We start from the raw sequence: 25,492 nt of genomic DNA, 5'->3' as shown, positions 1-25,492 counted from the left end.
CACCATCACCGCTCCTGCCTCAGCGCGCTCTCGTGCCAGCGCCGCAAAATGAGATGCGAAATCAGCGACAGCACCAGGAAGATCAGGATGCCCGTGAGCGAGATCAGGATCAGCGCCGCGAACAGTCTTGGTGCGTTGAGCCGGTAGCCGGCCTCGATGATGCGCGAGGCGAGGCCGGACGACTGGCCGGTGGCGCCGGCGACGAACTCTGCCACCACCGCGCCGATCAGCGACAGGCCGCCGGCGATCTTCAGCCCGCCGAGGAAATAAGGCATCGCCGCCGGCAGCCGCAGATAGCGCAATTGCTGCCAGCGGGTCGCACCGTTGAGCTTGAACATGTCGCGCAGATTGCGGTCGACAGAATTGAGGCCGAGCGTGGTGTTGGAGAGGATCGGGAAGAAGGCGACGATCCAGGCGCAAAGCAAAAGCTTCGTCGTCTGGTTGTCGACATAGATATTGATCAGCGGAAAGATCGCGACGATCGGCGTCACCTGCAGCACGATGGCGAAGGGAAAGAACGACATCTCGACCCATTTCGACTGAGCGAACAGCACTGCCAGCCCGACACCGCCGACCACGGCGAGAAGCAGGCTCAAGAAGGTGATCCTGAGTGTCACCAGCAGCGAGGAGAACAGCAGCCCGGCATCGTCGTGCAGCGTTTGCAGCACCACACCGGGACGCGGCAGGATGTATTTCGGGATGTCGTTCCAGACGCAGATGCGGTCCCACAGCCAGATGGCCAGGATCATGATCGCCAGCGGCAGCAGCCATCTGCCGATGCGCTCGAAGCGCTCCTGGCGGACGCGGCGCGCCTCCTCCGGGTCGAGCGCCAGGACTGGTTCTTCAATGGCCGTCATGATGCGGTCCGGCAGTTGAGTTGATGGCGCCGATCAGCACGTCGGATGCCTGGCGGCAGAGCGCGGCATAGTCGGGCGAGGTGCGAAACGCCTCGTCGCGCGGATAGGATGCATCGACGGCAAGCTCGGCAAACACCCGGCCCGGCCGCGCCGCCATGACGACGATGCGGTTGGAGAGGAATACGCTTTCGAAGACGCTGTGGGTGACGAAAACGACGGTAAAACGCTCATCCTGCCATAGCTCGAGAAGGTCGTTGTTGAGCTTGAAGCGGGTGATCTCGTCGAGTGCGGCGAACGGCTCGTCCATCAACAGAATGCGCGGCTTGGTTACCATGGCGCGGGCGATAGAGACGCGCATCTTCATGCCGCCGGACAGTTCGCGCGGCACGGCATTCTCGAAGCCGGTCAGGTGAACCCGCGCCAGCATCTCCATCACCGCCGGCGCCGCCTTGGCACGCGACACGCCCTTCAGCCGCAGCGGCAGCCAGACATTGTCAAAGACGTCGGCCCAGGGCAGCAGCGTCGGCTCCTGGAAGACGAAGCCGATATTTAAACGGTCGCCGATATTCGAACGCTCGAGGGCGCCGCTGCCGCGCCAGTCGAGCACGCCCGAGGTCGGCGTCGACAGGCCGGCAATCAGCCGCAGCGCCGTCGACTTGCCGCAGCCCGACGGCCCGAGCAGGCTGAGGAAGTCGCCTTCCCGGATCGTCAGCTCGACATTGCTGAGCGCGGTAACGCCGTTGGAAAACACCTTGCCGACACCGCGCAGCGCCAACAGCGTCGGCCCTGGTATACTTCCTGGCTGTTGCGCCACTTTCTCCAGCTTCACGGCCTACTTCTTCAGGTCGAGCCCGACGCTCTTGTTGACGAAGGCCAGCGTGTAGGCCTTCTTGATGTCGATGCCCGCCGGCGTGACCTTGGCCTTGATCATCTTGTCGTAGAAACTCTGGATGCGCGCATCGGTCATGGCGCCGATGCCGAGCTTTTCGCTGTCGCCGGAATCGACCACGCCGAACTTCTTCAGCTGCTCGATCGAGAAGGCGATCTGCTCATCCGTCATGTCCGGATTTTCCTTTTTGATCATCTCGTTGGCGGCCTTGTTGTCACCGTAGAGATAATTGTACCAGCCCTTGGCCGAGCCATCGACGAAGCACTGGACCACCTCGGGACGCTTGTCGATCGTCTCCTGCATGGTCTCGACCGTCGTTGCATATGTGTCCCAGCCATAGTCGGCCAGCAGAAACTGGTTCGGCGTGAAACCGCCCTGCTTCTGGACGGCGAATGGCTCCGAGGTGACGTAACCCTGCTGGATCGACTTCTTGTTGGCGATGAACGGTGCCGGGTTGAAGGTGTAGGGCACGCGCTTGGCGGCATCGAAGCCGAGGTCGGTGACCATCCACTGGAAGAAGGTCTGCGCACCTTCGTCGCCGAGGATGTACTGCTCGGCGTTCTTCAGGTCTTCCCATTTGTCCAGCCCCTGCCCGGGATGGGACATGATGACCTGCGGGTCCTTCTGGAAGTCGGCCGCCACGACGCGCATCGGTATGCCTTGCTGCACGGCATCGAAGGCCGACAGCAGATTGCCGCCCATGTAAAAATCGATCTTGCCGGCCAGCAGCAGCGGCCGGCCGCTGACCTGTGGGCCGCCCTGCATGATCGTCACGTCGATGCCGCAGGCGGCATAGGTGCCGTCCACCACGGCCTGGTAGTAACCCCCATGCTCCGGCTCAGCCAGCCAGTTGGTGCCGAAGGTGACTTTTTCGTTCGCTGCCGCGGCAAGCGTGCCTGCGCCAAGCAGCACGATCACGCCCGCCGAAATCTTGAGTTTTCCGTACATCCACACCACCCTTTGTTCGCTCCGGCGCGTCACGCGTCGGGCTCGACACCATTGTTTCAAGAAGCAAGACACATGCCACCGGCGCGTTGCGCCGGGACCGCCCGCTTGTGCAATGCCCGCCTGTGCAATGGCGGCGCGAGCCGGACGGGTCATGCTGTACGAAAGGCATCGTGCCTATTTTTTGATCGCCTGTCCACAATCGCCCTCGTGACATGCACCGCCATCTTGATGCCCGCATCGATCCCGCTTTAGGCTGCCGTGAACGGAGATTGCCATGTTCAAATTTCTCACGCCGAAGTCGATCAAGCCGCCCTTCGCCCGCTACAGCCATGGTGTCGAACTGCCGCCCGGCAAGCGGCTGGTGCTGTGTTCGGGCCAAGTCGCAATCACCCCGGACGACCAGATCCCCGAGGAGGCCGGCGCACAGGCCGAGCTTTGTTTCCAGAACATAGCGGCGATTCTCGGCGAGGCCGGGCTCGGCCTGTCCGACATCGTCCGCATCAACACCTACGTCACCGACCGCGCCTTCCTGCGGCCCTATATGGAGGTTCGCGACCGGCTGTTTGCCAGCCCGGCGCCGGCCTCGACGCTGATGATCGTGTCCGGTTTTGCCCGGCCGGAATTCAAGGTCGAGATCGAGGTCATTGCGGCGGGATGATCGACAGCCGATCGTTCCCGCGTTAGGTCTGGGCTTGTCGGTTCAAGAGGGCATGACATGACCGCTGCAAAAAAACGCGTATGGTGGGGTGACTACCGGACCACCGAATACGCGACCGTCGATCCTGAGGCGACCATTGCCGTTCTGCCGCTGGCGGCGATTGAGCAGCACGGCCCGCATCTGCCGGTCTCGACCGACACCTCGATCATGAACGGCATGCTGGAGACGGTGATCGCGCGCCTGCCCGGCGATCTCGACATCCGCATCCTGCCGGTCCAGGCGGTAGGCAAGTCGAACGAGCATTTGCATGCGCCGGGCACCCTCACCCTGCCGGCGACGACCTTGGTCGAGGCGTGGACCGAACTTGGCCTGTCGGTCGCGCGCGCCGGCGTCCGAAAACTGATTGTCGTGAACTCGCATGGCGGCAATGAGGAGATCATGGGCATCATCACCCGCGAATTGCGCGTGCGGGCAAAGATGCTGGCGGTAAAGACCAGCTGGCAGCGTTTTGGCCGGCCGGCCGGCATGTACACCGAGCTCGAGGACCGCCACGGCATTCATGGCGGCGACGTCGAGACCTCGCTGATGCTGCATTTCCGGCCCGACCTCGTCGACATGGCCAAGGCCGACAATTTCGTGTCCAAGGTCGCCCGCGCCGAAAAGGAATTTTCGCTGCTGCGCCACACCGGAACGCACGCCTTCGCCTGGATCGCCAGCGACCTCAACCCGAATGGCGTGGTCGGCGACGCCAGCATTGCCACCGCCGAAAAAGGCCGGCTGACCGCCGAACATCAGGCCGACGGCTTCATCGACCTGCTGAGGGACGTGGGCAAGGCAAAGCTGGCGGATTGGTTGGCGTAGGTGTTTGATCCCACCACCTCAGGCCTCGCTCACGAGGGGCGATTCCATTCGGGCGCGAGGATCCTCACTTCACGTCTTGAAGCGGCGACACCGTGTAGATTTCGTCGAGTATCTTCACCATCAAGGTGTTGGCGGTCGCCTGGCCGTCGAGCGCGAGAGTCAGGTTGGTCCATATGACCAGGGTGACATCATTGGCCGGATCGTAGCCCATGAAGGACTGGTAACCGGGCATCTCGCCTTCGTGATAGTAGATTTCGTTAGGCCCGAAAGTCAGCGTTAGGATGCCATAGCCGTATTTTTGCATGGCGGGTTCGCCCGGCTCCGGCGCCTCAGGGCTTGCAAGCCACTGCCGCTGGAAGTCGGCATTGAAGAGCTTGCCCCCGACCAGCGCGCGCATCCAGGTCGCGAGGTCATCCGCGGTGGAGATGACTCCGCCAGCCGCAAAGTAGGCGGACGGGTTCTGCCATGTGTCGTCGTTGGGCTTGAGCGTTCCCGCCCTGGCCGCAGCCTGGAGGTCGTCCGGATAGGGCGCATCAGCCAGGGCGTACGAAGTACTGCCGTAGAGATAGCCGTTTGAGTATGGCTCGGGGATGGCGTTCGACGTGCTCGGCGGCAACGCGGTGTTCTTCATGCCGAGCGGCCCGAACAGGCGGTCCCGGAAGATGGTCGAGAGCGGCTTGCCGTCGATCTTCTCGGCAACAAGGCCGAGCAGATAGTAGTTGGTGTTGTTGTACTCGAATTCGGCACCCGGCGCGAAGTCCGGCGGCCGTTTGAACGCCATGCCGAGTACTTCATCGGCGGTCCATACCCTGTAAGGATACTTGTCCAGGCTTTCGGCAAGTTCCGGCGCATTGGTGAAGTTAGGGAGGCCGCTCCGCATTGTTATGAGCTGCCGAATGGTTATCTCGTCGCCGTTGGGAACGCGCTGGACGTATTTCGAGATCAGATCGGCGAAGCTCAGTTTCCCCTCCTGCACCAGTTGCACGATGACAGCGGCGGTCATCGTCTTGGTGTTCGAGGCCGCACGGAAGTGGGTATCGGCGCGCGGCGGGTTCGTGGCACCCAGTTCAGTCGTACCGTAGCCGAAGACGAGGTTGCCCTGCGGAGTCTTGAGCAAAACCATGGCACCGGGCAGCATAAGTTCCTTGGCCAAACCCTCGACAGTGGCTTGGAGCGCTGCCAGGTCGATCGACTTGAGAGCCGGCATGGACGCGGCCATGGCGCTGCCTGTCGCGCAGACCACGCCAACAACGATGGCCAAAATTCTCCCGATCATCATTCGCCCCTTGGCCGTGTCCTAGAACTCCTGCGCATTTTCCTGGAATTTGTTTTTAAGCTCAGATTTTCAATTCGAACGGCGTGCCTTCGAAAGCATCCGCGCCGCGCCCGATCGCCTGGATCGCTTCGATCATCCGGCCCCTGCGATCGAGCAGTGCGTCGGCAATTGCGATCAGCCGCGGATTGGGTGTCGCCGTGGGCGACAGCGCGCGCAGCGTCTCGGCCAACTCGGCCTCGTCGCGCTTCGGCGCCAGCGCTGCCGCGATGATGTAGGCCGAGGCGGTCGAACGGCTGATGCCGGCATAGCAATGCACCACCAGCGGCCGCGACCGATCCCATTGGCAGGCGAAATCGAGCAGGTTCAAGACATGCTCCTCGCCCGGCATGGTCATGCCCTCCTGCGCCACCGCAATGTCATGCATGACCAGATGCAGATGGTTTTCCCTGGTGATCGAGGCCGGTCGCATCACCTCCGTTCCGGCAGCGAGCAGCGAAAGAAGCCGCCCGGCCCCGGTCTTCGTTACCGTTTCCTCGACTTTGGACAGCGAGCAGACGTGGATCATTGGGTAGTTTCTCCCTTGGCATCATCGTCGCGCCGCGAGGCCCAGCCGGCAAGTGCGGATTCGAGCCGCCGCCATTCTTCATCGGCTCCCGGCAGGCCGGCGCGCAGCACATCCGGACGATCGGCGAAATGCCGAAGCAGGATGCCGCGCTGGCCGAGCACCGAAAACAGGCCGGCGGCGCCCGCCAGCCTGATATAGCGGAACAACGCGGTGCCACCGGCGACAGGCACGCCGAAGCGGCCGAACAGCGTATCGAGCCGCGCAGCGTCCTCGGCCAGACGGCGCCGCATCCCGGCCTGCCAGCCGGTATCGGCAAGCGCCCTTATGCCATATTCGAGCGCCGGCCCGGCAACCGCCCATGGCCCGAATTGCGCCTCCAGCCGCTCGACCGTCAGCGCATCGGCCAGTGCAAAGCCAAGCCGCAGGCCGGCCAGGCCGAAGAACTTGCCGAACGAACGCAGCACGACGATGCCGCCCTGGTCGACGTCGCCGGCCAGGCTTTCGCTGCGCGGGCCGACATCCATGAAGGCCTCGTCGACCACCAGCAGCCCACCTCTGGCGCGTAATGTCCCGGCAAGTCGAAGCAATCTTTCGCGCTCGACGACGCGCCCGTCCGGGTTGTTGGGATTGACGACGACGGCAAGGTCGGCCGCCGCCAGGGCTTCGAAATCATCGACTTCAGCCGCCGCATGGCCGGCGATCGCCGCTGCCCGCCGATGCTCGGCATAAGTCGGCCCGAGCACCAGCGCCGTGCCCGGGCTGACCAGCGAAGCGACGCGCGGCAACAGGATCTGCGTGCCGGGCGCCGCTGCGACATTCGCCGCCGACGGGGCGCCATAGGCGCTTGCCGCGCGTTCAGCCAAGTCGCGGCTGCGCGCTGTTTCCGGCAATCGCGACAGGGCGGTGGCGGGCAAATCGAAAAGCGGGTAGGAGTGCGGATTGATCCCGGTCGAGAGGTCGACGAAAGGCAGCGGCGCGTGAGGGAAAAGCGCCCTCGCCCGGCCAAGGCTTCCGCCGTGGTCCACTGCCGCCGTCACTCCATCAAGAGACTTCATGCCGATCCTGATCACTTTCCTGTCGCTGGCCATCGAACTTGTACTCGGCTACCCGGCCCGGCTCTTCGATGCCATTGGCCATCCCGTCACCTGGTTCGGCAGGCTGATATCCTTTCTCGACCGCAGGCTCAACCGCGCCACTGATTCCGACGCCCACCGTCGCGGCTGGGGCGTCGTCGCGCTGCTGGTGATCGTGCTGGTGCCGGCCGCCCTCGCCCTCTGGCTCGAAACCTTGCTTTGGAGCATTCCCCTCGGCTTGTTGGTCACCTCAATCCTGGCGACGTCGCTGCTGTCGCAGAAGAGCCTGGCCGAGCATGTCGAAGCGGTCGCCGACGCACTCGACAGCGGCGGACTGGATATGGGCCGCATTGCCGTCTCGCGGATCGTCGGTCGCGACCCGGAAAAGCTCGACAGGGCCGCTGTCTGCCGCGCCGCGATCGAAAGCCTGGCCGAGAATTTCTCCGACGGTGTCGTCGCTCCGGCCTTCTGGCTCGGTATCGGCGGGCTCGCCGGCGGCGTCGCCTACAAGGCCGCCAACACCGCCGATTCGATGATCGGCCATCGCACCCCGCGCCACGAAGCCTTCGGCAGGGCGGCGGCGCGCTTCGACGATTGGATCAATCTGCCGGCGTCGCGGCTGACGGCGCTGCTGATCGTACTCGCCGCTTTTCTGGTCAAGGGCGCCGACGCCAAGGGCGCCTGGCACGCCGTGCGGCGCGATGCGAAAAAACACCGCTCGCCCAACGCCGGCTGGCCGGAAGCAGCGATGGCCGGCGCGCTCGGCCTGGCGCTCGCCGGCCCCCGTTCCTACGATGGCGTCATGGTCGAAGACGCGTTGATGGGCGAAGGCGGCCGGCGCGATGATGTCGAGAGCACCGACATCCGACGGGCCCTCAAACTCTACCGTGTCGCCGACTTACTGCTGATCGCGCTATTCGGCGTGGTCGCGATGGTTGTTATCTTGGCGTGATCTGCGCTCGAGATCGAGTGGAAACAAAAAACCCACCATGCGGCGGGTCGTTGGAGCCAATTAGCACCATACCGAAATTAGTAGCATAGCTGCCGGCACAAAGCAAGAACAAAATAAGGCTACGCCTCAAATAATCGCGTCAGGTCGGCGCCGCCCCTCACCCTTACCATTCCCGGGGCGAGCCGCTTCGTGCGGCTTTCCCTTCTCCCCTTCTTGTGGGAGAAGGTGGCCGCGAAGCGGCCGGATGAGGGGTGTTCCAGCTTGGCACCAAACAGCGCCCCGGCCAGCACCTCTCAACCGTCTTGGCGCTGCGCGCCAATCCACCTTCTCCCACAAGGGGAGAAGGAAGAAGAGGCGCCAGCAACACCCCTCAGAACTCGATCCCCTGCTGCGCCTTCACGCCGGCGGAGAAGTGGTGCTTGGTCACGCCCATCTCGGTGACCAGATCGGCCGCCTCGACCAATACCGGTTTGGCGTTGCGGCCGGTGACGACGACATGCAGGCCTTCGCGACGCGCCTTCAGCGCCGCGACCACCTTTTCGAGATCGAGGTAGTCGTAGCGCAGCGCGATGTTCAGCTCGTCGAGCACCACGAGGCTGATCGACGGCTCGGCCATCAGCTCCAGCGCTTTCGCCCAGGCAGCCTCGGCCGCCGCGATGTCGCGCTTCAGGTCCTGTGTCTCCCAGGTAAAGCCTTCGCCCATGGCGTGCCAGACGACACGATCGCCAAAACTAGCAAACGCGTCCTTCTCGCCGGTGTGCCATTTGCCCTTGATGAACTGAACGACGCCGACGCGCTTGCCATAGCCGAGCATCCTGAGTGCCAGCCCAAAGGCGGCCGTGGTCTTGCCCTTGCCCGGTCCGGTGTTGACGATCAGCAGCCCCTTCTCGACCGTCTTGGCCGCGACCTCTGCGTCCTGCACCGCCTTGCGCTTGGCCATCTTGGCGCGGTGGCGTTCCTCGTCCTTGGGATCGATAGTATCAGCCATGTCATTTCACCTTGAGCGGCAGCCCCGCCACCATCAAAAGCACGGTGCCGGCAACAGCCGCGACGTCCTGGTTCAGCCGGCCGGCGGCGTCGCGAAACCGTCTTGCCAGCGCATTGTCCGGCACGATGCCCTGGCCGACCTCGTTGGACACCACGAACCACGGCCCACGCGGCCGCGACAGCACATCGGCCAGCCTCCGGCATTCGGCCTCGACATCATGGTCGGCCAGCATGTGATTGGTCAGCCACAGCGTCAGGCAATCGATCAGCACCGGCTGGCCGTCAGGCAGCGCTCCGATCGCGCCGGCAAGGTCGAGCGGCGCATCGATGGTCGTCCAGCCGGCGCCGCGGCGCGAGCGGTGCAGCGCGATGCGCTGGCGCATCTCCTCGTCATAGGCTTGCGCCGTGGCGATATAGCTCCAAGGCGGCGGGCCGACCGTCACCAGGCTCTCAGCATGCGCGCTCTTGCCGGAGCGCGCACCGCCGATGACCAGGGTGAGTGCCCCGGCAGCGCGGTCAGGCAAAGCTGTCGCGCAGGCTGGTCGCCGTGCCCGTGAAGCGTCCGCGCACCACGGCGACGACCGCGCCGAGCACCAGCCAGAACACCAGATTGGTCAGCGTCACCGCCACCACGAACTGGTGGTGCAGGCCTTCCGGGATCGCCGTCTCGAAGCTATCGGGCTGCGGCGCGCCGACAATATGCGGCGCCACGATCAACGCTACGGCAAGGATCGCCAGCGGCAACCATCTGCGGAAGGCGATAAGGCCGAGCCCGGCGGCGGTCGCCACCACTGTTGCCCACCACCAGATCTGGCGTTGGACAAGGTCGGCCGCCGGCATCGCCGGCAGTTCCGGCGGCAGGCCGAGGCCCGGCGCCAGCGTGAACACGGCAAAGCCGGCAAGCCCCCAGAACAGGCCCTGGCGCCAGTTGCCGATGCCGCCGGCGAATTCCGAAACCGCAACCAGGACCAGCGCAAAGCCGATGCCGGTGACGATATTGGCAACGACGCTGAAGCCGAAGCGCTCGAAACCGTCGGCCGGCGCCCAGCCTTCGTCTTCCGCCGGAGCCATTGCTTCAGCCGGTGCCGGCGCGGCGCTGCTCATAGCCGTCGTGCCCGCGGCGTTTTCGGCCGGTGCCGCAGGTGCCGCGGCATGGTCATGGCCGCCGCCGGCCTGTTCGTAGACTTCCGCCTTCAGGATGAGCGGCACCGTGGCATAGGCTTGCATGCAGGCGAGAGCCACGCCGGCCACAAGCCCTGCGATCGCCGCGATGAACACGACGTTGCGAAACAGTGTCATGATGTCAGCCCCTTGTTAGTGGCAGGGAAAGCCCATCGAATGGCGATAGTCGTGCGCGGCATTGTGGACCGCATCGATATGCGAGAAGCCGACAAAGCCCATGACGAAAATGCCGAGGAATGCAGCAAGCGCCAGCTGCATGAGACGCGACTGCGAGGAGGCGGAAGCGCCGAGCGAAACGGAAGCGGTATTCATGTCTTGTCCTTTCGCCCTCCACCCGAGGGCATAGAAGTCAGTTTCCTGTCGCCGGCAGGTCTCCTGGCTCGCGGATCAGCGCCCTTCCCCACCTTCCCGAAGGCGAACCTTCAGTGGCATATGGAGAGGACTACCGCACACAGTTGCGGGGGCAGCCGCGGCATTGGGCAAACAACTTGCCCTAACCGCATTCCCTCTTGGTTCCAAACGGAACCGACGACATCAGCGACTATAGGCAGAATCGCCGCGCCCGGCAAACCAAATTCCGCCGGATCGTGTGGCGAATGCGCCGCCTCGCCAAGTTCGCAGACCGGCGCCGCGATTGACAATTTTCGCAGCCGGGTGTCGGCTGGCGGATGCGGAGGAAGCCGGCATGCAACCCAGCCCGAACAAGCGATCCCTACAACGGCCTGACGCGGCCCGAGCCGACGCTGCCGTCAAACAGCCTATTGGGACATCGCAGCCTATCAGCGCGATCTCGAGGCCATCTGGTATCGCAACTGGCTGCTCGTCTGCCGCGACGCGAAGCGCTCGCCGATCCGGCCGCCGATATCGACAACATCGTCGCGTTCGGTACCCAGGTGCTGGAGGAGGATGCTGATATCTGCGAGGTCAACCAGATGGGCCTGCGCTCGATGCGCCACAAGGCCGGCGTACTGATGCCCGAGGAATACGACTTGCACCGCTTCCACAACTGGGTGCGCGAGCGCCATGCGGCGCTCACACATCAAAGCGATTTGGGCAGATAGCGCCAGGTGACGAAGCCGCAGGCCACCGCCAGCAGGCCGAGCGTCGCGAAAACAGCGCCCAGTCCGAAAAACGCCAGCACGCCGGCCAAAGGCTTTCCGGCTCTGGCCTAAAGCAGCTCTGATGCCGACCGGCGCCAACACGACGCAAGGCCCTGCTTCTTTTGACGGTGGCAACCGTGATAGTCGTCTTGCCGGGGCTGAACCAAGACAGCGAGACCATGAGCATCGACACGCCGAGCGCAGCCGTTCAGGATCAACCGAAGTCGAAGCGCATCGCCGCTATCGACATTGCACGCGGCATCGCTTTGCTTGCCATGGCGAGCTATCATTTCACCTGGGACCTCGAATTCTTCGGCTACACCGATCCCGGCCTCACCGCCTTCGGCTGGTGGAAAATCTACGCGCGCTGCATCGCCTCGAGCTTCCTGTTCCTGGTCGGCATCAGCCTCTATCTCGCCCATGGCAAGAAAATCCGCTGGACCGGCTTCTGGAAGCGCTTCGCCATGGTTGCCGGGGCAGCGCTCGCAATATCGCTGGTCACCCGCATCGCCACGCCCGACGGCTTCATCTTCTTCGGCATATTGCACGAGATCGCGCTCGCCAGCCTGCTCGGCCTGGCGTTCCTGCGCCTCCCGGCGCTACTGACGCTTGCCGTGGCGGCCCTCGCTATTGCCGCGCCTTTCTACCTGCGATCTGAGCTTTTCGATCATCCGGCTTTGTGGTGGGTCGGCCTGTCGGCGACCAACCCGCGCTCCAACGACTACGTTCCACTGCTGCCCTGGTTCGGCGCCGTACTTGCCGGCATCGCGGTTACCAAGCTCGCCGCCACCTCCGGCGCGCTGACGCGGCTGTCGGCCTTGGCGCCTGGCCGCTGGGCAAATCCGCTGGTCTTCATCGGCCGGCACAGCCTTGCCTTCTACCTGATCCATCAGCCGGTGCTGATCGGCTCGGTCTGGCTGTTTTCGCAATTCATGCCGGCGCAGGCCGAAACCAGGGAGGTGAGTTTTCTGAAATCCTGCCAGATATCCTGCGAGCAGGCACGCGACACCGAGTTCTGCTCCAGCTATTGTGCCTGCATGCTGGACACTCTCCAGGGCGAAGCCTCGCTTGACCGGCTCTACAGCGACGACCAGTCCCCGGAGTGGAAGGCGCATATTGGCGAGCTCGCCGGCACCTGCACCGCCCAAACCGAGGCGGCGGAACCGGGAACGCGCTAATCGAGGGAGGACAATAATGAGCGACAGTCACCCGAAACCCGTGCAGCAAAATCCTGGGCAGCCGAAGCTGGGGCACATCCCATGGCCGCCGCTGATCTATATCGCTGCCATCATCGTCAGCGTCGCGCTAGGGCTGTTCTATCCGCTGCCGTGGATCGGCGATCTTCTCGGCGACATCCTGTTCGCCGCCGGCCTTGTGGGGTTGGTGGCGGTTGCCGCGCTCTGGTTCACGGCAATCCGCACCATGATCCGCGCCAAGACGACGCTCAACCCGAACGGCGTGCCTGACCATCTGGTGACCACCGGACCCTTCGCCGTCAGCCGCAACCCGATCTACCTCGCCAACACGCTGCTGCTGGTCAGCCTCGCCTTTGTCACTGGGATCGCCTGGTTCCTGCCGCTGGCAGTCATCGCGGCGTTCCTGACGCAGAAGCTGACGATCGAGAGCGAGGAGAAGGTGCTGACGGCCAAATTCGGCAAGAAATACCGGGACTACGCCAAAAGGGTGCGGCGCTGGATTTGAGCCGAGGCTGACACCGGCTTAGGTGGTGACGCCGAGCTCCACCAGCCGCTCGACGCAGGATTCCTCGGCCTGGTCGAGCTCTGCCAGGGTCTCTTCGAGGTCGCGGCGTTTCTGGCGAAGATCCTCGCGCTTTTCCTCGATGCGCTTGATCATCAGCTTGAGCTGGCCTACCTCGCCGGGCGGCTCCCTGTACATCTGGATGATCTCGCGGATCTCGTTGATCGAGAAGCCGAGCCTTTTTCCCCGCATGATCTGGCGGATGAGATGCCGGTCCGACGGACGGAACAGCCGCGTGCGGCCGCGTCTTACCGGCTGCACCAGCCCTTCGTCCTCGTAGAAGCGCAACGTCCGCGTCGACACGTCGAATTCGCGGGTCAGTTCCGTGATCGAATAATATTCCCGCATCGTCACTCCAATGCCCCGGCCACGCCGCGAGTTCCAACTGGCCGGCGCCGCCAGCGCCCAGGCGCGTACCAGAATCGGCGGACAAGGCACCTTTCAAAGCCTCGCATGGCATTTACGTAAAAGTCAACTGAGGTGACGTTCAGCGCACGCCGAACCACCATGTGGCGAGCCCGAGAAAGGCAAAGAAACCGACGACATCGGTGACCGTGGTGACGAAAACCGCCGAAGCCACAGCCGGATCGATCTTGAAGCGGTCGAGCAGCAGCGGGATAAGGATGCCCGCCAGAGCCGCCACGAACATATTGATGATCATCGCAGCCGCAATGATGCCGCCGAGATTGCGATCGTGGAACCAGGCAGCAGCCACGAGGCCGATCAGGATGGCAAAGATGATGCCGTTGATGAAGCCCACCCCGATTTCGCGGCGGATGATGCGGCCGGCATTGTAGATGTCGAGGTCCCTGGTCGCCAGCGCCCGCACCGTGACCGTCATGGTCTGCGAGCCGGCATTGCCGCCCATGCCGGCGACGATCGGCATCAGCACCGCCAGCGCCACGATATGCTCGATGGTGCGGTCGAACAGGCCGATCACCGAGGCCGCCAGGAAAGCCGTCAAAAGATTGACCAGCAGCCACGGCACGCGCGAGCGCGAGGTCGAAAAGATGCTGTCCGAGAGTTCTTCGTCGCCGACGCCGCCCATGCGCAGCAGATCTTCCTCGGCCTCCTGCTGGATGACGTCGACGACGTCGTCGATGGTCAGCACGCCGACCAGCCGCTCGTTCTCGTCGACGACGGCGGCGGACAGGAGATCGTATTGTTCGAATTCGCGTGCCGCCTCCTCCTGGTCCATGGTGGCCGGGATGGCATGCCTGGTCTCATGCATGACCTCTTCGACCTTGACCGAGCGCTTGGTACGCAGGATCTGGTCGAGGTCGATGGCGCCGAGCAGCTTAAAGCTCGGATCGATGACGAAGATCTGGCTGAAACGGTCGGGAAGATTGTTGTCCTCGCGCATATAGTCGATGGTCTGGCCGATCGTCCAGAACGGCGGCACCGCGACGAACTCGGTCTGCATGCGGCGGCCGGCGGTCTCTTCGGGATAGTCAAGCGAACGCCGCAGCCTGATCCGCTCGGTGAACGGCAGCTGCGACAGGATCTCGTCCTGGTCCTCCTGGTCGAGGTCTTCGAGAATGTAGACCGCGTCGTCGGAATCGAGATCCTGCACCGCCTGGGCGATCTGCGCATTGGGCAGACTGTCGACGATGTCGCGGCGGATCGCCTCGTCAACCTCGGTCAGCGCGGAAAAATCGAAATCCTTGCCCAGCAATTCGACCAGCGCGCGTCGCTGTTCCGGGTGCAGGGCCTCGAGCAGGTGGCCGAGTTCCGACTGGTGCAGATCGTCGACTTCGCGCTTCAGCGTCAGCGTATCGCGATCGGCGATCGCGGCACCGATCTGGGCGAGGAACGACGACAGGATGACGCCGTCCTCGTCATAGATGTCGGCGCGGCGCTCCTCAGCCGCCCTGGCGCCGGTCATCTGTTCGTCCTGGCCTTCCACCAGCGCCTCCCGCCATCGGATTTCCGGATAAGGTGCCTGTCAGGTCTAGACCATGATCCTGACAATCGGAATCGATTTTGCGAAAGGACCATGCACAACGACAAATTGCTACAGCGCCGTTCGCGCGTCCAAACGACGCGGCGCATACCGGATGGTAGGAGGAGAGGACGTTCTACAAACCTGCGGCGCTGCAAACCTTCGCGGCGGCAGGTAAAGGGCAGCGTATCTCCCCGCCCCGGTCAACCAGATGGGCAGATCGACACTGATTCAAAAACGGCGAGGCCGAAGGTGCGACGGCCTCGCTGGATATTGGACTTAACGGCTTCCCGATCAGGCGGCGTGGCGCTTGGCCTCAGCCGCATAGCGGTCCAGGAGACCGCTCCAGCCACCCTCCGATTCGAAGGCCTCGCGCATCGCCTCTGCGGTTTCGCCCATGTTCTCCAGAAGCCTGTGCTCGAGTTCCACGCGCGTCGCGTTCTCGCCGAGCGCGACAAAGCGGATCTCGACTTCGGTCAGCAATGCCGGATCGTAGCGCCAGCCGGCTCCAATGCGCCAGGCGAGCGTCAGCCTCGACGGCGGATCCCAGGCGAGAACCTCGCCCCAATCGCATTGTGACCCATCCTCGTCGATCTCGTACCAGCGGCCGCCGGCTTTCGGTTCGATCACCGCGGTCGTCAGGGCGGATTTGCCGATCGAGTGCGAAGCCGGCCACCAGCGCCCGAATCCTGTGGTGAACACATCGAATGCCTTGTCGAGCGGCACCTCCACCGTCACCGACTTCCTGACCGGCGCGGGCTTGATCATGGTCGTCATTTCCTCTTCTCCTTGCTGTTGTCGACTTCCCGTTTGAAGGCGTCGAGCGCATCGCCCCACATGCGGTCGAGCCAGGCACGCATCTCGCCGAGCCCATGCGGGTCGAGATGATAGATGTTGCTGGCACCTTTCGGCTCTGCGCGGACCAGCCGGGCTTCCTTCAAGACCTTGAGGTGCTGCGATACCGCCGGCTGCGAGACCGGAAGCACTCGCGTCAGATCTATGACCGAGCGTGGCCGATCGGCGATGAGCTCGAACACCTTGCGGCGCGTCGGATCGGCCAAGGCCACCATTCCTGCATAATCATAAATCATGACTTATGATAAGCTAAAACTTATGATAAGTCAACCGAGGGCGTGGCGGGCCCGTGTTCAAGCAACCGGCCGGCTCGGCCCCGAGGCTCCGGGGCAATTCCTTCACGCGGGGGCATGGACAGCGATGCGGATGCAAGACTGCTCAGGGAATCGATCCACCGCATGCGGGCCGGCCGGCAAATGTCGACCACCGGGGAAAAGTAAACCTGGCGGCAAGGTTTTTACCTTACCGGTGTATGTGTCTCTCCGGCGAAACGTTAAGAACAGGTAAATTGGTTTGGCCCTAACCACGGAAGCCTCTCGCTACAGGCCCTCCGCCATATGGCAATTGCGGCTCTCCTTGTTCATGGCGACATACGTTTTAGGCGCATCTGGATTATATCCAGAAATATTCTATACGTCCGCCTTAATCTATTCTCACAAGTTTCTTGTTGGCATTCCGGTGTTGTTTATCGGTGGCGTCTGCTGTGCCGCGCTAATCCATGGCCGGCGGCAACCGGTTCGCTACGCACTGGATTTGGTTCAAGGGCGCTGGCGCGGTTGTCTGCTGGTGCTGCTGTTCTTCTTTGCCAGCTTGACCGCGTTCTCTACCTACAAGATCGCCATCCCGTCCGTCGTCCCATACTATGCCGACAACTGGTTGGCCGACGCTGATGAATGGCTGCACGGGATGCCGCCATGGGAGATCGTCCATAAGCTCGACAGCAACAATTGGTCGTTCGTCGTCTTCAACAGCTATGAAGTCATTTGGTTTTACCAGTGGTTCGGCGCCATCCTTTTCGTGTCGCTCTGGTCCGACGAGATTGCCCGCATCCGCTATCTCTGCGCAGCAGCGCTGACGTTGTCCGTCCTCGGAACGGTCTTGGCCCTGGCGCTGGCATCGGTCGGACCGGTTTACTACCACCACTTTGTCGGCGTGGATCGCTTCCACGGATTGAATGCGGCCTTGGACAGGCTGGACCATAGTTACATGGTGCGGGAACCCGCGGCATATCTCCTGATGGCTTACCAAAGCGGCCGGCCAAGTCTTGGCGGCGGCATCTCGGCCATGCCAAGCATGCATGTCGCCTTTGCCGCATTGAACGCCTATTTGCTGTCATCGATCAATCGCTGGCTTGGCGTTCTGGGTTGGACCTTTGCAGCCCTGATCCTGTACGGATCGGTGTTCACTGGCTGGCACTATGCCGTGGACGGCTACGCATCGATCGTTGTTGTGTCGGTGATTTGGTGGGCGACCGGACGCCTGGTGCGCGAATAGTTATGTGCGCTTGTCGATAGATGGCCATGCCTGCCGATGGCCACTTCGCATAAGCCAAACTCGCGACCGCAATCAGGCAAAAAGCACGTGCCCCGACAAGGACGCTCCCTGCCGTGCTCGAATTCAACGGGCAAGAGATTCCGCTTTCGAATTTGATGGTGCGGTCGAGATGCAGCGCCGCAACGCCTCCCGCGTTGATTTTAAGCCATTTTTCTACGATTCCGTGGCGATTTGTATTGAGGATGGTTCGGCAGCGGCAAAGCATGTAGTTCCAGCCAGCCACCATCGGCAGGCAGCTGGCAGCCTTGCCATCACATCCTCCTCTGACGAACACCTAGTACGGTCAACCCTTAGCTGCCGCGCCGCGCCGCTCGAGCGCGGTCTTGCGGATGGTTTCTGCGATCTCCGGGCTGCTGCTGCACAGCATCTGGAAATCCGCCGAGTGTAGCGACAGGAGTGAGACCACCGTTGTGGCGCTGACGGTCGCCGAGCGTGGTTCGCCGGTGATCAGCGCCATCTCGCCGAAGAAGGCGCCAGGGCCCAGCTCCACCGGGTTCGGCGTCGCGACGCTGACGCGCCCCTCCACGACGAAGAACATCTGGTCACCGGTCTCGCCATTGCGGCAGATCACAGCGCCCGCCGGCACGATGCGAGGTCGTAATGCGCGCACGATCTCGACTAGTGTGGCCGGGCCGAGCTTCTGAAACAGCGGCACGGCGGCGACCAATTGCCAATTGCGGACGAAATCCTCGCGACGGACTTCTTGATAAAAGCCGGTGGCAAGAATGCCAGCCCAGAGCGCGAAGATGCCGATGCCACTCATCATGACCGCCCCGGCAAGGACGCGGCCGGTGAAGCTTTCCGGAATAGCGTCGCCATAGCCGGTGGTGGACAGCGTGACCACCGCCCACCACATTGCCTGGGGGATGCTGCCGAACTGTTGCGGTTGGACGTCGCGCTCGATGACATAGGCTGCGAGCGCAAAACCGAAAAGAACGATGCCGAAGACCGTGGCGACGCCGATCAGGTTGCGCGCTTCGTTGGTCAGGATTCTGCCCAGCAGCGGGAAGAAAGTTGAGTCGCGCAGCGGTTTCAGCAGCCAGACAGCACAGTAGAGGCTCCGGTCGGGCGTGCCGACGAGCAGAAATGCGGCGAGTGGAACCAAAACCGCGAGCACATCAATGGCGATTGCCGGCGTCCTGTCCCGAACGTCTCCCGCCCGGCGCTTGAGCAGTTTCTCGGCCAATTCCAGGAGATAGACGCCCCAAATGACCGCGAGCACGGCAGCCAAAGCCAGTCTGCTTCGTCCGGACAGGTCCGGTGTCGTGAGCGTAGCCACCGCCACAAGCCCAGTCGCAGCCAGCACCGCGTTGAGCGGCGCGTAAATTCTTAGGAAAGGCAGTACCGACATTCTATGCCCACGAGCGGATACTACCCGCCAGAATAGGATGCCTTCAAGGCAAGCGCAAAGGGGCTTATTTTCGCTGCGATCGTCGCTGGACCATAGGCCATGAACCATCCGATCAGCGTCGAGATCGAGCTGCCCCTCGAACCACACCCAGCGCCGGCTCGTTCTGGGTTGGACCTTTGCAGCCCTGATCCTGTACGGATCGGTGTTCACTGGCTGGCACTATGCCGTGGACGGCTACGCATCGATCATTGTTGTGTCGGTGATCTGGTGGGCAACCGGACGCTTGGTGCGCGAATAGTTTGCACGCCAACCGCATAGATGGCTCCGCGCGCCGATTGCTTCTTCACTGGGCCACATTCGTGATCGCAACCAGGCAAAAAGCCTCGCGCCCCGACAAGGACGCTCCCCGCCGTGCTCGAATTCAACGGGTTAGAGGTTCCGCTTTCGAATTTAATGGTGCGGTCGAGAAGACTCGAACTTCCACGGGTTGCCCCACAGCGACCTCAACGCTGCGCGTCTACCAATTCCGCCACGACCGCACGTGGTAGGAGCCGGAACCAACCGGCCCGCGGCGTGTAGCAAATCGTTTCCGGTGAAACAAGTGCGCGGCCAGCAATAATCGGCCGGACATCGGCATAACTGTTCAAGGGCCGAACGTGCCGGAACTGGACGTTTGTACCGATTGCCGCCATATGAGTGGCGAGACGAGATATCATGACAGAACGCAGCCAGATCGCCACGTCGTTCCTGCCCTTGCCCGGCTCGGCGCCGGTCGAATGGCGCATCGAGCCGGGGCTCACCGCCTATCCCGATGCGCTCGCCGTGATGGAGGCGCGCGCCGAGGCAATCCGCAGCGGCGCCGCCGGCGAGATGGTCTGGCTGGTCGAGCACCCGCCGCTCTACACCGCCGGCACCAGCGCCCGCATCGAGGACCTGATCGAGCCGGACCGTTTCCCGGTCTTTGCCGCCGGGCGTGGCGGCGAATACACCTATCATGGGCCGGGCCAGCGCGTCGCCTACGTCATGCTCGACCTGAAGCGGCGGCGCGAGGATGTCCGCGCCTTCGTCGCCGCACTCGAACAATGGATCATCGGCTCGCTGGCCGCCTTCAACGTACGCGGCGAACGCCGCGAGGACCGCGTCGGCGTCTGGGTGGTTCGGCCGGACCGCCCCGCTTTGCCCGACGGCTCGGCGGCCGAGGACAAGATCGCCGCCATCGGCATCAGGCTGAGGCGCTGGGTGAGCTTTCACGGCATCGCCATCAATGTCGAGCCGGACCTTAGCCATTTCAGCGGCATCGTGCCGTGCGGCGTCCAGGATCACGGCGTCACCAGCCTTGTCGACCTCGGCCTTTCCGTGACCATGGCCGACCTCGACCTGGCGCTGAAATCCGCTTTCGAGGACGTGTTCGGGCCCGCCGCGGTGTCGCCTGTCGAAGTTTCCCGCAAGGCCGGCTGAAACACTCGCCCAATGCCTGCGCCAATATGCGAAGGCGGCCCTCGCTCATCAGCATGAGGCCGCCCTTGAGCTCAATCCTCACATCGCGCCGATCCAGATTGCCATGGAAATGAGGAACGTGCTCATGCACACCAGCGAGACGACATCCTGAACAAGATCGGTCATAACTCTCTCCTGTTGTTAGTATGTTCGTATTTTGTTCTAATTTTGTTCGAATGTCAACGATCGCAGTCCGGGCGTCACCGGAATTGCGCTCGGTCATTTCGACAGGGTTAAGAAACGGTTGAGAGGGAGATGCCGAGCGTTTCGGGGCCGACAGGCGCGCGAAAGCGGCGGGACGGCGCACCGCAGCTCGCAGGCCGTCATCGCCTCAATTGCAGCGCACTCTAAAGCGGCACGACCTTGCCGTCGGCCAGCGTCACGCGGCGGTCCATGCGCGAGGCGAGCTCGTGATTGTGGGTGGCGATGAGCGCCGCCAGGCCCGATTGCCGGACCAGTGCTGCCAGCGCCTCGAACACATAGGAAGCAGTCACCGGGTCGAGATTGCCGGTCGGCTCGTCGGCCAAAAGCACCAGCGGCGCATTGGCGACGGCACGCGCAATGGCGACCCGCTGCTGCTCGCCGCCGGAGAGCTCGGAGGGGCGATGCTGTGCCCGCTTGCCGATCTGCATATAGTCGAGCAATTGCGCCGCCCGTTCGGCCGCCTCCTTGCGCGGCAGCCCTTTTATCAGCTGCGGCATCATGATGTTTTCCAGCGCAGAAAACTCAGGCAACAAATGATGGAACTGGTAGACGAAGCCGACGTCGTTGCGGCGGATCGCCGTGCGTTCGTCGTCGGAAAGCCGGCCGCAGGCGCGCCCCGCCAGGATCACGTCGCCGGCGTCCGGTCGCTCCAGCAGCCCGGCGGTGTGGAGCAACGTCGACTTGCCGGTGCCCGACGGCGCCACAAGCGCCACCATCTCGCCACGCTTCAGCGAAAAATCGGCGCCGTTCAGGATGGTCAGCTTGCGCGGCCCCTGCACATAGTGCCGCTCGACGCTCTTCAGCTCGATAATGGCCTCGGCCGTCATTCGTACCTCAGCGCTTCGACCGGATCGAGCCTGGCTGCGCGCCACGCCGGAAACAGCGTCGCCAGGAACGACAGCGCCAATGCCATGAGAACGACCGAGATCGTCTCGCTGGCATCCATGCGGGCAGGCAACTGGCTGAGGAAATAAAGCTCGGGATTGAACAGCCTCTCGTCGGCCAGCCAGGAGAAGAACTGGCGGATGCGCTCGACGTTGAGGCAGATTACGATGCCGAGCAGCACGCCGGCGATGGTGCCGACAACGCCGATCGCAGCCCCGGTCATCAGGAAGATGCGCAGGATCGCGCCGCGCGTGGCGCCCATGGTGCGCAGGATGGCGATGTCGTGGCCCTTGTCCTTCACCAGCATGATCAGGCCCGAAATGATGTTGAGCGCCGCCACCAGCACGATCAGCGTCAGGATCATGAACATGACGTTGCGCTCGACCTGCAGCGCGTCGAAGAACGTCTTGTTACGCTCCCGCCAATCGACAAGGCTGATCGGCCGCTGCGCCGCCTCTTCGACCTTCGGCTTCAGCGCGTCGATATTGTCGGGATTGTCGGCGTAGATCTCGATCGTCTGCGCCCGCCCGTCCATGTTGAAGTAAAGCTGCGCTTCGGAAAACGGCATGTAGACGATGGAGCTGTCATATTCCGACATGCCGACCTCGAAGATCGCGGTTATCGGATAGCCTTTCATGCGCGGCGTCGTGCCGAGCGGCGTGATGTCGCCCTCGGGCGAGATCAGCGTGATGGTATCGCCGAGCACAAGGCCGAGATTCTCGGCCATGCGGCTGCCGATGGCGACGCCCTCGCCGGTGTCGAAGCCGACGATCGAGCCCTCCTTGATGTTGTTGGCGACGATGGTGATCTTGCCGAGATCCTCGCCGCGTATACCGCGCACCAGCGCGCCGGTGCCGCCGCCGACATTGCCTTGCGCCAGCACCTGCCCGTCGATCAGCGGAATGGCATATTTGACGCCGGGCACGCCGTTGATGCGGCCGGCGACCTGGTCATAGTCCTCCAGCGGCATGTCGAGCGGCTGCACGATCAGGTGCCCGTTGACGCCAAGGATGCGCGTCAAAAGTTCGGCGCGAAAGCCGTTCATGACCGCCATGACGACGATCAGCGTGGCAACGCCCAGCATGATGCCGAGGAAAGAGATCGAGGCGATCACCGAAATCACCGTCTCCTTGCGGCGCGAGCGCAGGTAGCGCCACGCCACCAAGCGCTCGAAGCCGGAAAAAGGCCCGGCGCCCGATGGTCTTGCTGCCGCCGCTTCGTTCATGCCGCGGCACCGAAGCGCTGCTTCACGTCCGCGATCGGCAGCGTCTCGCGTTTGCCGGTCCTGCGGTTCTTGATTTCGACCTCGCCGGCGGCGACACCACGCGGCCCGACGATCACCTGCCACGGGAGCCCGATCAGGTCGGCGGTGGCGAACTTGCCGCCCGGCCGCTGGTCGGTGTCGTCGTAGAGCACCTCCTTGCCGGCGGCGGCAAAGGCGGCATTCAGCTCGCCGCAGACGCGGTCGCATTCGGCATCGCCAACCTTCATGTTGATCAGGCCGACATCGAACGGTGCCACCGCCTCCGGCCAGATGATGCCGTTATCGTCATGGCTGGCCTCGATGATCGCCGCGACCAGCCTGGACGGGCCGATGCCGTAGGAACCGCCAGAAACGAAATGATCCTTGCCGTCCGGCCCGGTCACCTTGGCGCCCATCGGCTTGGAATATTTGTCGCCGAAATGGAAGATATGCCCAACCTCGATGCCGCGCGCCGAGACCCGGTCGCTCGCGGGCACCTTCTCCCACGCCGCCTCGTCATGCATCTCGTCGGTGGCGGCATAGGGCGTCGTCCACGTCTTGACGATGCCGCCGATCTCGGCGTCGTTCGAAAAATCCGTGTCGGCGCCGGGCACTGCCAGCGAAAGATAATCGCGATGGCAGAACACCTGGCTCTCGCCGGTGTCGGCCAGGATGATGAACTCATGGCTGAGGTCGCCGCCGATCGGCCCGGTGTCGGCGCGCATCGGGATGGCCTGCAGCCCCATGCGCGTAAACGTCCTGAGATAGGAAACGAACATGCGGTTATAGGCGGCCTTGGCGCCTTCATAATCGAGGTCGAAGGAATAGGCGTCCTTCATCAGGAACTCGCGCGAACGCATGACGCCGAAGCGCGGGCGCACCTCGTCGCGAAACTTCCACTGGATGTGATAGAGGTTGAGCGGCAGGTCCTTGTAGGACTTGACATAGGAGCGGAAGATCTCGGTGACCATCTCCTCGTTGGTCGGCCCGTAGAGCATATCGCGGTCTTGCCGGTCCTTGATGCGCAGCATCTCCTTGCCGTAGTCTTCATAGCGGCCGCTTTCGCGCCACAGCTCGGCCGATTGGATGGTCGGCATCAGGATTTCGAGTGCGCCGGCGCGATTCTGCTCCTCGCGAATGATCCGGCAGACCTTGTCCAGCACCCGCTTGCCGAGCGGCAGCCAGGAAAAGCTGCCCTGCCCCTGCTGGCGGATCATGCCGGCGCGCAGCATCAGCCGATGCGAGACGATCTCAGCCTCGCGCGGATTTTCTTTGAGGATGGGCAGGAAATAGCGCGACAAACGCATGAACTGGGTCCGTGAGAGAGGATGGCGGCGCCGGAATCGGCGCAGCGCAGGCTTGCTTGCCCCGGCTTCATAGCCATTTCATGGCGGAATGGAAACCCGGCCCAGGCGCTGCACAGGCGCCGCAATTGCCGCACGCGGCTTGCTGGGCGTTTCGCAAGCAACGCCTGCCGTACTATTGTGCACTGCAGCACGAGATTGCCTGTTTCTGGGCAAAATTCTTCGTGACATTTTCACCCGCCTTAGGCTAGTGTGCCCCCATAACCGAGAGGGTAGAGAAAAATCTGCCCTCCTACGCGGTCAAAGTCTTGGGAGGATGCGATCTAGGCGCGGTAACTCGCTGCCGCCGGACACCGGAAACAGATCGGACGCGTTTAAATTGCAAGGCCTCGCGCCTTGCATTTTTTTTGTGCAATCATCTGGTTAGCACGACAGATTATCAAACCACATGACGTTGCGTCAGCCCAAACCCGCCCCGGCCTTTACTTTGGGTTGACCTTGCTGGCTCAGCTTGATTTCAGAGCCTCAGCTAGGCTGGGATAGTCGGACACGATAGGTAGCCGGCTAATGCGCTGGGCTCTGGTTGAAATCCGGCACGATGTGCGGGATGTCGTCGATACCGAGGCCAAGCCCTCTCGTGATGCCGTAGAAGATACCCATGAGGACCAGCGTGGCGATCGTCGTGCGCAGCGCGGCGCGCAGCATGTGCGGTCCGCGCGGTGCGCTCGGAACCGTGCCAAGCGTCACGTCCCGATCCTCGTCCTGCGTCCGCATGCTGAACGGCAGGACGGCGAACAACACCACCCACCATGTGGCGAAGAACAGGGCGATAAACGAAACCCAACTCATGCTTGCTCCAGTTCGACCAGCGTGCCGAAGAAATCCTTGGGGTGCAGAAACAATACCGGCTTGCCATGTGCGCCGATCTTCGGATTGCCGTCGCCGAGCACGCGCGCGCCGCTGGCCTTGAGACGGTCGCGCGCCGCAACAATGTCATCCACCTCATAGCAGACATGGTGCATGCCGCCGGACGGATTCTTCGCGAGGAATGCGGCGATCGGCGAGGCTTCGCCGAGCGGCTCGAGCAACTCGATCCTGGTGTTGCCGACATCGACGAACACCACCGTAACGCCATGCTCCGGCAGCGCCTGCGGCGCGGTCACGCGCGCGCCAAGCGTATCGCGATAGACCGCCGCGGCCGCGGCCAGATCCGGCACCGCAAGCGCGACATGGTTGAGGCGTCCGAGCATAGAGTACTCCCGGGTTAGGGGAGTAGGGGAGTAAGGCAGTAAGGGAGTAGGGAAAAACTGGATCTAGAAGTGCATCTGTTTGCGCTCCTACTTCCTACTTCCCTACTCCCTTACTGCCCTACTCCCCTACTCCCTTGTTCGTCACCTCGTGACGAACACCGTCACCAGCGGCTTCTTGCCCCAGGCTTCGTTGGCCGCGCCCCGCCCCCCCGCGGGCCCCCCCCGCGGGGCCCCGGGGGGGGGGTTTTTGGGGGGGGGGGGGGGGGGGGGCGCCGGGGCCCTTGGGGGGGGGGGCCTAAGG

Annotated in this window: 28 protein-coding genes, 1 tRNA gene and 1 riboswitch; of the genes, 8 read left to right on the top strand and 21 right to left on the bottom strand. The window is 63.2% G+C overall.

From position 1 onward, the window contains the following. Nucleotides 1–5: 5 nt before the first annotated feature. From NKH04_RS19675 to NKH04_RS19665, 3 genes are read right to left on the bottom strand one after another with little or no spacing between them, the layout of a single operon-like run. Nucleotides 6–857: an ABC transporter permease gene (locus NKH04_RS19675; protein WP_352490743.1), complete on the bottom strand. Its 852-nt coding sequence runs from the start codon at nt 855–857 to the stop codon at nt 6–8. Beyond that, nucleotides 844–1,686, bottom strand: coding sequence for an ABC transporter ATP-binding protein (locus tag NKH04_RS19670; protein WP_353044796.1), 843 nt, complete (start codon nt 1,684–1,686; stop codon nt 844–846). Before NKH04_RS19670 ends, NKH04_RS19675 begins: the two co-directional genes overlap by 14 nt. A gap of 3 nt (nt 1,687–1,689) precedes the next feature. Continuing rightward, the gene (locus NKH04_RS19665) at nt 1,690–2,694 is read right to left on the bottom strand and encodes an ABC transporter substrate-binding protein (RefSeq protein ID WP_352613967.1); all 1,005 of its coding nucleotides are present in this window, start codon (nt 2,692–2,694) and stop codon (nt 1,690–1,692) included. A 274-nt stretch (nt 2,695–2,968) separates the two neighbouring features. Between NKH04_RS19665 and NKH04_RS19660 the strand changes: the two genes are divergently transcribed. Both NKH04_RS19660 and NKH04_RS19655 read left to right on the top strand, forming a co-directional pair. Then, complete coding sequence (locus tag NKH04_RS19660; protein ID WP_352470263.1) at nt 2,969–3,352, top strand: RidA family protein; 384 nt, start codon at nt 2,969–2,971, stop codon at nt 3,350–3,352. Between the two features lie 57 nt (nt 3,353–3,409). Beyond that, on the top strand, nt 3,410–4,213 hold the full coding sequence (locus tag NKH04_RS19655; RefSeq protein WP_353044795.1) for a creatininase family protein: 804 nt from the start codon (nt 3,410–3,412) through the stop codon (nt 4,211–4,213). Between the two features lie 64 nt (nt 4,214–4,277). Here the strand turns inward: NKH04_RS19655 and NKH04_RS19650 are convergent, their stop codons facing one another. The 3 genes from NKH04_RS19650 to cobD all read right to left on the bottom strand — a co-directional run bounded on the left by NKH04_RS19650 (nt 4,278) and on the right by cobD (nt 7,109). Next, the gene (locus NKH04_RS19650) at nt 4,278–5,420 is read right to left on the bottom strand and encodes a serine hydrolase domain-containing protein (RefSeq protein WP_352614060.1); all 1,143 of its coding nucleotides are present in this window, start codon (nt 5,418–5,420) and stop codon (nt 4,278–4,280) included. Between the two features lie 130 nt (nt 5,421–5,550). Next, nucleotides 5,551–6,054 (bottom strand): tyrosine phosphatase family protein, encoded by a 504-nt coding sequence (locus tag NKH04_RS19645; RefSeq protein ID WP_352815820.1) that lies wholly within the window; start codon nt 6,052–6,054, stop codon nt 5,551–5,553. Beyond that, nucleotides 6,051–7,109 (bottom strand): threonine-phosphate decarboxylase CobD, encoded by a 1,059-nt coding sequence (gene cobD, locus NKH04_RS19640; RefSeq protein WP_352786988.1) that lies wholly within the window; start codon nt 7,107–7,109, stop codon nt 6,051–6,053. Before cobD ends, NKH04_RS19645 begins: the two co-directional genes overlap by 4 nt. Here cobD and cbiB point away from each other — a divergent pair. Beyond that, nucleotides 7,108–8,079, top strand: coding sequence for an adenosylcobinamide-phosphate synthase CbiB (gene cbiB / locus NKH04_RS19635; protein ID WP_353044794.1), 972 nt, complete (start codon nt 7,108–7,110; stop codon nt 8,077–8,079). The two genes, cobD and cbiB, sit on opposite strands and share 2 nt — an antisense overlap. A 370-nt stretch (nt 8,080–8,449) precedes the next feature. On the opposite strand, the gene cobO is transcribed toward cbiB, so the two are convergent. From cobO to NKH04_RS19615, 4 genes are read right to left on the bottom strand one after another with little or no spacing between them, the layout of a single operon-like run. Beyond that, on the bottom strand, nt 8,450–9,067 hold the full coding sequence (gene cobO / locus NKH04_RS19630; protein ID WP_352815825.1) for a cob(I)yrinic acid a,c-diamide adenosyltransferase: 618 nt from the start codon (nt 9,065–9,067) through the stop codon (nt 8,450–8,452). A 1-nt stretch (nt 9,068) separates the two neighbouring features. Beyond that, nucleotides 9,069–9,590: a bifunctional adenosylcobinamide kinase/adenosylcobinamide-phosphate guanylyltransferase gene (gene cobU, locus NKH04_RS19625; RefSeq protein ID WP_352500975.1), complete on the bottom strand. Its 522-nt coding sequence runs from the start codon at nt 9,588–9,590 to the stop codon at nt 9,069–9,071. After that, a complete protein-coding gene (locus NKH04_RS19620) occupies nt 9,583–10,365 on the bottom strand; it encodes a CbtA family protein (RefSeq protein WP_353044793.1) in 783 nt (260 codons plus the stop codon). The genes cobU and NKH04_RS19620 overlap by 8 nt, the downstream gene beginning before the upstream one ends. 15 nt (nt 10,366–10,380) lie before the next feature. Beyond that, nucleotides 10,381–10,560 carry a CbtB domain-containing protein gene (locus NKH04_RS19615; RefSeq protein ID WP_023676561.1) on the bottom strand — a complete coding sequence of 60 codons (180 nt, stop codon included), beginning with the start codon at nt 10,558–10,560 and terminating at the stop codon, nt 10,381–10,383. Nucleotides 10,561–10,596: 36 nt separating this feature from the next. Beyond that, nucleotides 10,597–10,793: riboswitch (cobalamin riboswitch) on the bottom strand. Nucleotides 10,794–10,916: 123 nt separating this feature from the next. Here NKH04_RS19615 and NKH04_RS19610 point away from each other — a divergent pair. The 3 genes from NKH04_RS19610 to NKH04_RS19600 all read left to right on the top strand — a co-directional run bounded on the left by NKH04_RS19610 (nt 10,917) and on the right by NKH04_RS19600 (nt 13,049). After that, a complete protein-coding gene (locus NKH04_RS19610) occupies nt 10,917–11,309 on the top strand; it encodes an SRPBCC family protein (protein WP_353044792.1) in 393 nt (130 codons plus the stop codon). 218 nt (nt 11,310–11,527) lie between these two features. Continuing rightward, nucleotides 11,528–12,526 carry a heparan-alpha-glucosaminide N-acetyltransferase gene (locus tag NKH04_RS19605; protein WP_353044791.1) on the top strand — a complete coding sequence of 333 codons (999 nt, stop codon included), beginning with the start codon at nt 11,528–11,530 and terminating at the stop codon, nt 12,524–12,526. Between the two features lie 16 nt (nt 12,527–12,542). Next, the gene (locus NKH04_RS19600; RefSeq protein ID WP_352454650.1) at nt 12,543–13,049 is read left to right on the top strand and encodes a methyltransferase family protein; all 507 of its coding nucleotides are present in this window, start codon (nt 12,543–12,545) and stop codon (nt 13,047–13,049) included. A gap of 18 nt (nt 13,050–13,067) precedes the next feature. On the opposite strand, the gene NKH04_RS19595 is transcribed toward NKH04_RS19600, so the two are convergent. The 4 genes from NKH04_RS19595 to NKH04_RS19580 form a co-directional block, all read right to left on the bottom strand. Beyond that, nucleotides 13,068–13,454, bottom strand: a complete 387-nt coding sequence (locus NKH04_RS19595; RefSeq protein ID WP_023676566.1) for a MerR family transcriptional regulator — start codon at nt 13,452–13,454, stop codon at nt 13,068–13,070. Nucleotides 13,455–13,593: 139 nt separating this feature from the next. Continuing rightward, nucleotides 13,594–14,991 carry a magnesium transporter gene (gene mgtE, locus NKH04_RS19590; RefSeq protein WP_502894205.1) on the bottom strand — a complete coding sequence of 466 codons (1,398 nt, stop codon included), beginning with the start codon at nt 14,989–14,991 and terminating at the stop codon, nt 13,594–13,596. Between the two features lie 351 nt (nt 14,992–15,342). After that, a complete protein-coding gene (locus NKH04_RS19585; RefSeq protein ID WP_352618927.1) occupies nt 15,343–15,825 on the bottom strand; it encodes an SRPBCC family protein in 483 nt (160 codons plus the stop codon). After that, complete coding sequence (locus NKH04_RS19580) at nt 15,822–16,139, bottom strand: ArsR/SmtB family transcription factor (RefSeq protein ID WP_023676569.1); 318 nt, start codon at nt 16,137–16,139, stop codon at nt 15,822–15,824. Before NKH04_RS19580 ends, NKH04_RS19585 begins: the two co-directional genes overlap by 4 nt. A 346-nt stretch (nt 16,140–16,485) precedes the next feature. Here NKH04_RS19580 and NKH04_RS19575 point away from each other — a divergent pair, with 346 nt between their 5' ends. Next, nucleotides 16,486–17,397, top strand: a complete 912-nt coding sequence (locus NKH04_RS19575) for a phosphatase PAP2 family protein (protein WP_353044790.1) — start codon at nt 16,486–16,488, stop codon at nt 17,395–17,397. A gap of 343 nt (nt 17,398–17,740) precedes the next feature. Here the strand turns inward: NKH04_RS19575 and NKH04_RS19570 are convergent, their stop codons facing one another. Together NKH04_RS19570 and NKH04_RS19560 are read right to left on the bottom strand one after the other, a co-directional pair. Then, entirely contained in the window at nt 17,741–18,808 is a 1,068-nt protein-coding gene (locus NKH04_RS19570; RefSeq protein ID WP_353044789.1) for a cyclic nucleotide-gated potassium channel, read from the bottom strand. A 454-nt stretch (nt 18,809–19,262) separates the two neighbouring features. Further along, nucleotides 19,263–19,347, bottom strand: a tRNA-Leu gene (locus tag NKH04_RS19560). A 175-nt stretch (nt 19,348–19,522) separates the two neighbouring features. On the opposite strand from NKH04_RS19560, the gene lipB reads away from it, so the two are divergent. Next, on the top strand, nt 19,523–20,266 hold the full coding sequence (gene lipB / locus NKH04_RS19555; protein ID WP_353044788.1) for a lipoyl(octanoyl) transferase LipB: 744 nt from the start codon (nt 19,523–19,525) through the stop codon (nt 20,264–20,266). A gap of 386 nt (nt 20,267–20,652) precedes the next feature. Here the strand turns inward: lipB and NKH04_RS19550 are convergent, their stop codons facing one another. From NKH04_RS19550 to mce, 5 genes are all read right to left on the bottom strand, one after another. Further along, nucleotides 20,653–21,336, bottom strand: coding sequence for an ABC transporter ATP-binding protein (locus tag NKH04_RS19550; protein ID WP_352767896.1), 684 nt, complete (start codon nt 21,334–21,336; stop codon nt 20,653–20,655). Continuing rightward, nucleotides 21,333–22,619, bottom strand: coding sequence for a lipoprotein-releasing ABC transporter permease subunit (locus NKH04_RS19545; protein ID WP_353044787.1), 1,287 nt, complete (start codon nt 22,617–22,619; stop codon nt 21,333–21,335). Before NKH04_RS19545 ends, NKH04_RS19550 begins: the two co-directional genes overlap by 4 nt. Beyond that, nucleotides 22,616–23,944: a proline--tRNA ligase gene (proS, locus tag NKH04_RS19540; protein ID WP_353044786.1), complete on the bottom strand. Its 1,329-nt coding sequence runs from the start codon at nt 23,942–23,944 to the stop codon at nt 22,616–22,618. Before proS ends, NKH04_RS19545 begins: the two co-directional genes overlap by 4 nt. Nucleotides 23,945–24,505: 561 nt before the next feature. After that, nucleotides 24,506–24,790 carry a DUF1467 family protein gene (locus NKH04_RS19535; RefSeq protein WP_352470241.1) on the bottom strand — a complete coding sequence of 95 codons (285 nt, stop codon included), beginning with the start codon at nt 24,788–24,790 and terminating at the stop codon, nt 24,506–24,508. Continuing rightward, the gene (gene mce / locus NKH04_RS19530) at nt 24,787–25,191 is read right to left on the bottom strand and encodes a methylmalonyl-CoA epimerase (protein WP_352450005.1); all 405 of its coding nucleotides are present in this window, start codon (nt 25,189–25,191) and stop codon (nt 24,787–24,789) included. Before mce ends, NKH04_RS19535 begins: the two co-directional genes overlap by 4 nt. Nucleotides 25,192–25,492: the final 301 nt, after the last annotated feature.

Source organism: Mesorhizobium sp. M1365 (assembly GCF_040317865.1).
Taxonomy (GTDB): domain Bacteria; phylum Pseudomonadota; class Alphaproteobacteria; order Rhizobiales; family Rhizobiaceae; genus Mesorhizobium.
This window is presented reverse-complemented; position numbering and strand designations above follow the sequence as displayed.

Bases quoted from the DNA above. Each gene is read 5' to 3' on its own strand.
- NKH04_RS19675 (WP_352490743.1), bottom strand. From the start codon at position 857: ATGACGGCCATTGAAGAACCAGTCCTGGCGCTCGACCCGGAGGAGGCG.
- cobD (WP_352786988.1), bottom strand. From the start codon at position 7,109: ATGAAGTCTCTTGATGGAGTGACGGCGGCAGTGGACCACGGCGGAAGC.
- NKH04_RS19570 (WP_353044789.1), bottom strand. From the start codon at position 18,808: ATGTCGGTACTGCCTTTCCTAAGAATTTACGCGCCGCTCAACGCGGTG.
- cbiB (WP_353044794.1), top strand. From the start codon at position 7,108: ATGCCGATCCTGATCACTTTCCTGTCGCTGGCCATCGAACTTGTACTC.
- NKH04_RS19545 (WP_353044787.1), bottom strand. From the start codon at position 22,619: ATGAACGAAGCGGCGGCAGCAAGACCATCGGGCGCCGGGCCTTTTTCC.
- cobO (WP_352815825.1), bottom strand. From the start codon at position 9,067: ATGGCTGATACTATCGATCCCAAGGACGAGGAACGCCACCGCGCCAAG.
- NKH04_RS19645 (WP_352815820.1), bottom strand. From the start codon at position 6,054: ATGATCCACGTCTGCTCGCTGTCCAAAGTCGAGGAAACGGTAACGAAG.
- NKH04_RS19575 (WP_353044790.1), top strand. From the start codon at position 16,486: ATGGCGACATACGTTTTAGGCGCATCTGGATTATATCCAGAAATATTC.
- mce (WP_352450005.1), bottom strand. From the start codon at position 25,191: ATGCTCGGACGCCTCAACCATGTCGCGCTTGCGGTGCCGGATCTGGCC.
- NKH04_RS19655 (WP_353044795.1), top strand. From the start codon at position 3,410: ATGACCGCTGCAAAAAAACGCGTATGGTGGGGTGACTACCGGACCACC.
- lipB (WP_353044788.1), top strand. From the start codon at position 19,523: ATGACAGAACGCAGCCAGATCGCCACGTCGTTCCTGCCCTTGCCCGGC.
- NKH04_RS19650 (WP_352614060.1), bottom strand. From the start codon at position 5,420: ATGCCGGCTCTCAAGTCGATCGACCTGGCAGCGCTCCAAGCCACTGTC.
- mgtE (WP_502894205.1), bottom strand. From the start codon at position 14,991: ATGACCGGCGCCAGGGCGGCTGAGGAGCGCCGCGCCGACATCTATGAC.
- NKH04_RS19600 (WP_352454650.1), top strand. From the start codon at position 12,543: ATGAGCGACAGTCACCCGAAACCCGTGCAGCAAAATCCTGGGCAGCCG.
- NKH04_RS19620 (WP_353044793.1), bottom strand. From the start codon at position 10,365: ATGACACTGTTTCGCAACGTCGTGTTCATCGCGGCGATCGCAGGGCTT.
- NKH04_RS19580 (WP_023676569.1), bottom strand. From the start codon at position 16,139: ATGATTTATGATTATGCAGGAATGGTGGCCTTGGCCGATCCGACGCGC.
- NKH04_RS19595 (WP_023676566.1), bottom strand. From the start codon at position 13,454: ATGCGGGAATATTATTCGATCACGGAACTGACCCGCGAATTCGACGTG.
- NKH04_RS19605 (WP_353044791.1), top strand. From the start codon at position 11,528: ATGAGCATCGACACGCCGAGCGCAGCCGTTCAGGATCAACCGAAGTCG.
- proS (WP_353044786.1), bottom strand. From the start codon at position 23,944: ATGCGTTTGTCGCGCTATTTCCTGCCCATCCTCAAAGAAAATCCGCGC.
- NKH04_RS19585 (WP_352618927.1), bottom strand. From the start codon at position 15,825: ATGACGACCATGATCAAGCCCGCGCCGGTCAGGAAGTCGGTGACGGTG.
- NKH04_RS19550 (WP_352767896.1), bottom strand. From the start codon at position 21,336: ATGACGGCCGAGGCCATTATCGAGCTGAAGAGCGTCGAGCGGCACTAT.
- NKH04_RS19660 (WP_352470263.1), top strand. From the start codon at position 2,969: ATGTTCAAATTTCTCACGCCGAAGTCGATCAAGCCGCCCTTCGCCCGC.
- NKH04_RS19535 (WP_352470241.1), bottom strand. From the start codon at position 24,790: ATGAGTTGGGTTTCGTTTATCGCCCTGTTCTTCGCCACATGGTGGGTG.
- NKH04_RS19615 (WP_023676561.1), bottom strand. From the start codon at position 10,560: ATGAATACCGCTTCCGTTTCGCTCGGCGCTTCCGCCTCCTCGCAGTCG.
- NKH04_RS19665 (WP_352613967.1), bottom strand. From the start codon at position 2,694: ATGTACGGAAAACTCAAGATTTCGGCGGGCGTGATCGTGCTGCTTGGC.
- NKH04_RS19610 (WP_353044792.1), top strand. From the start codon at position 10,917: ATGCGGAGGAAGCCGGCATGCAACCCAGCCCGAACAAGCGATCCCTAC.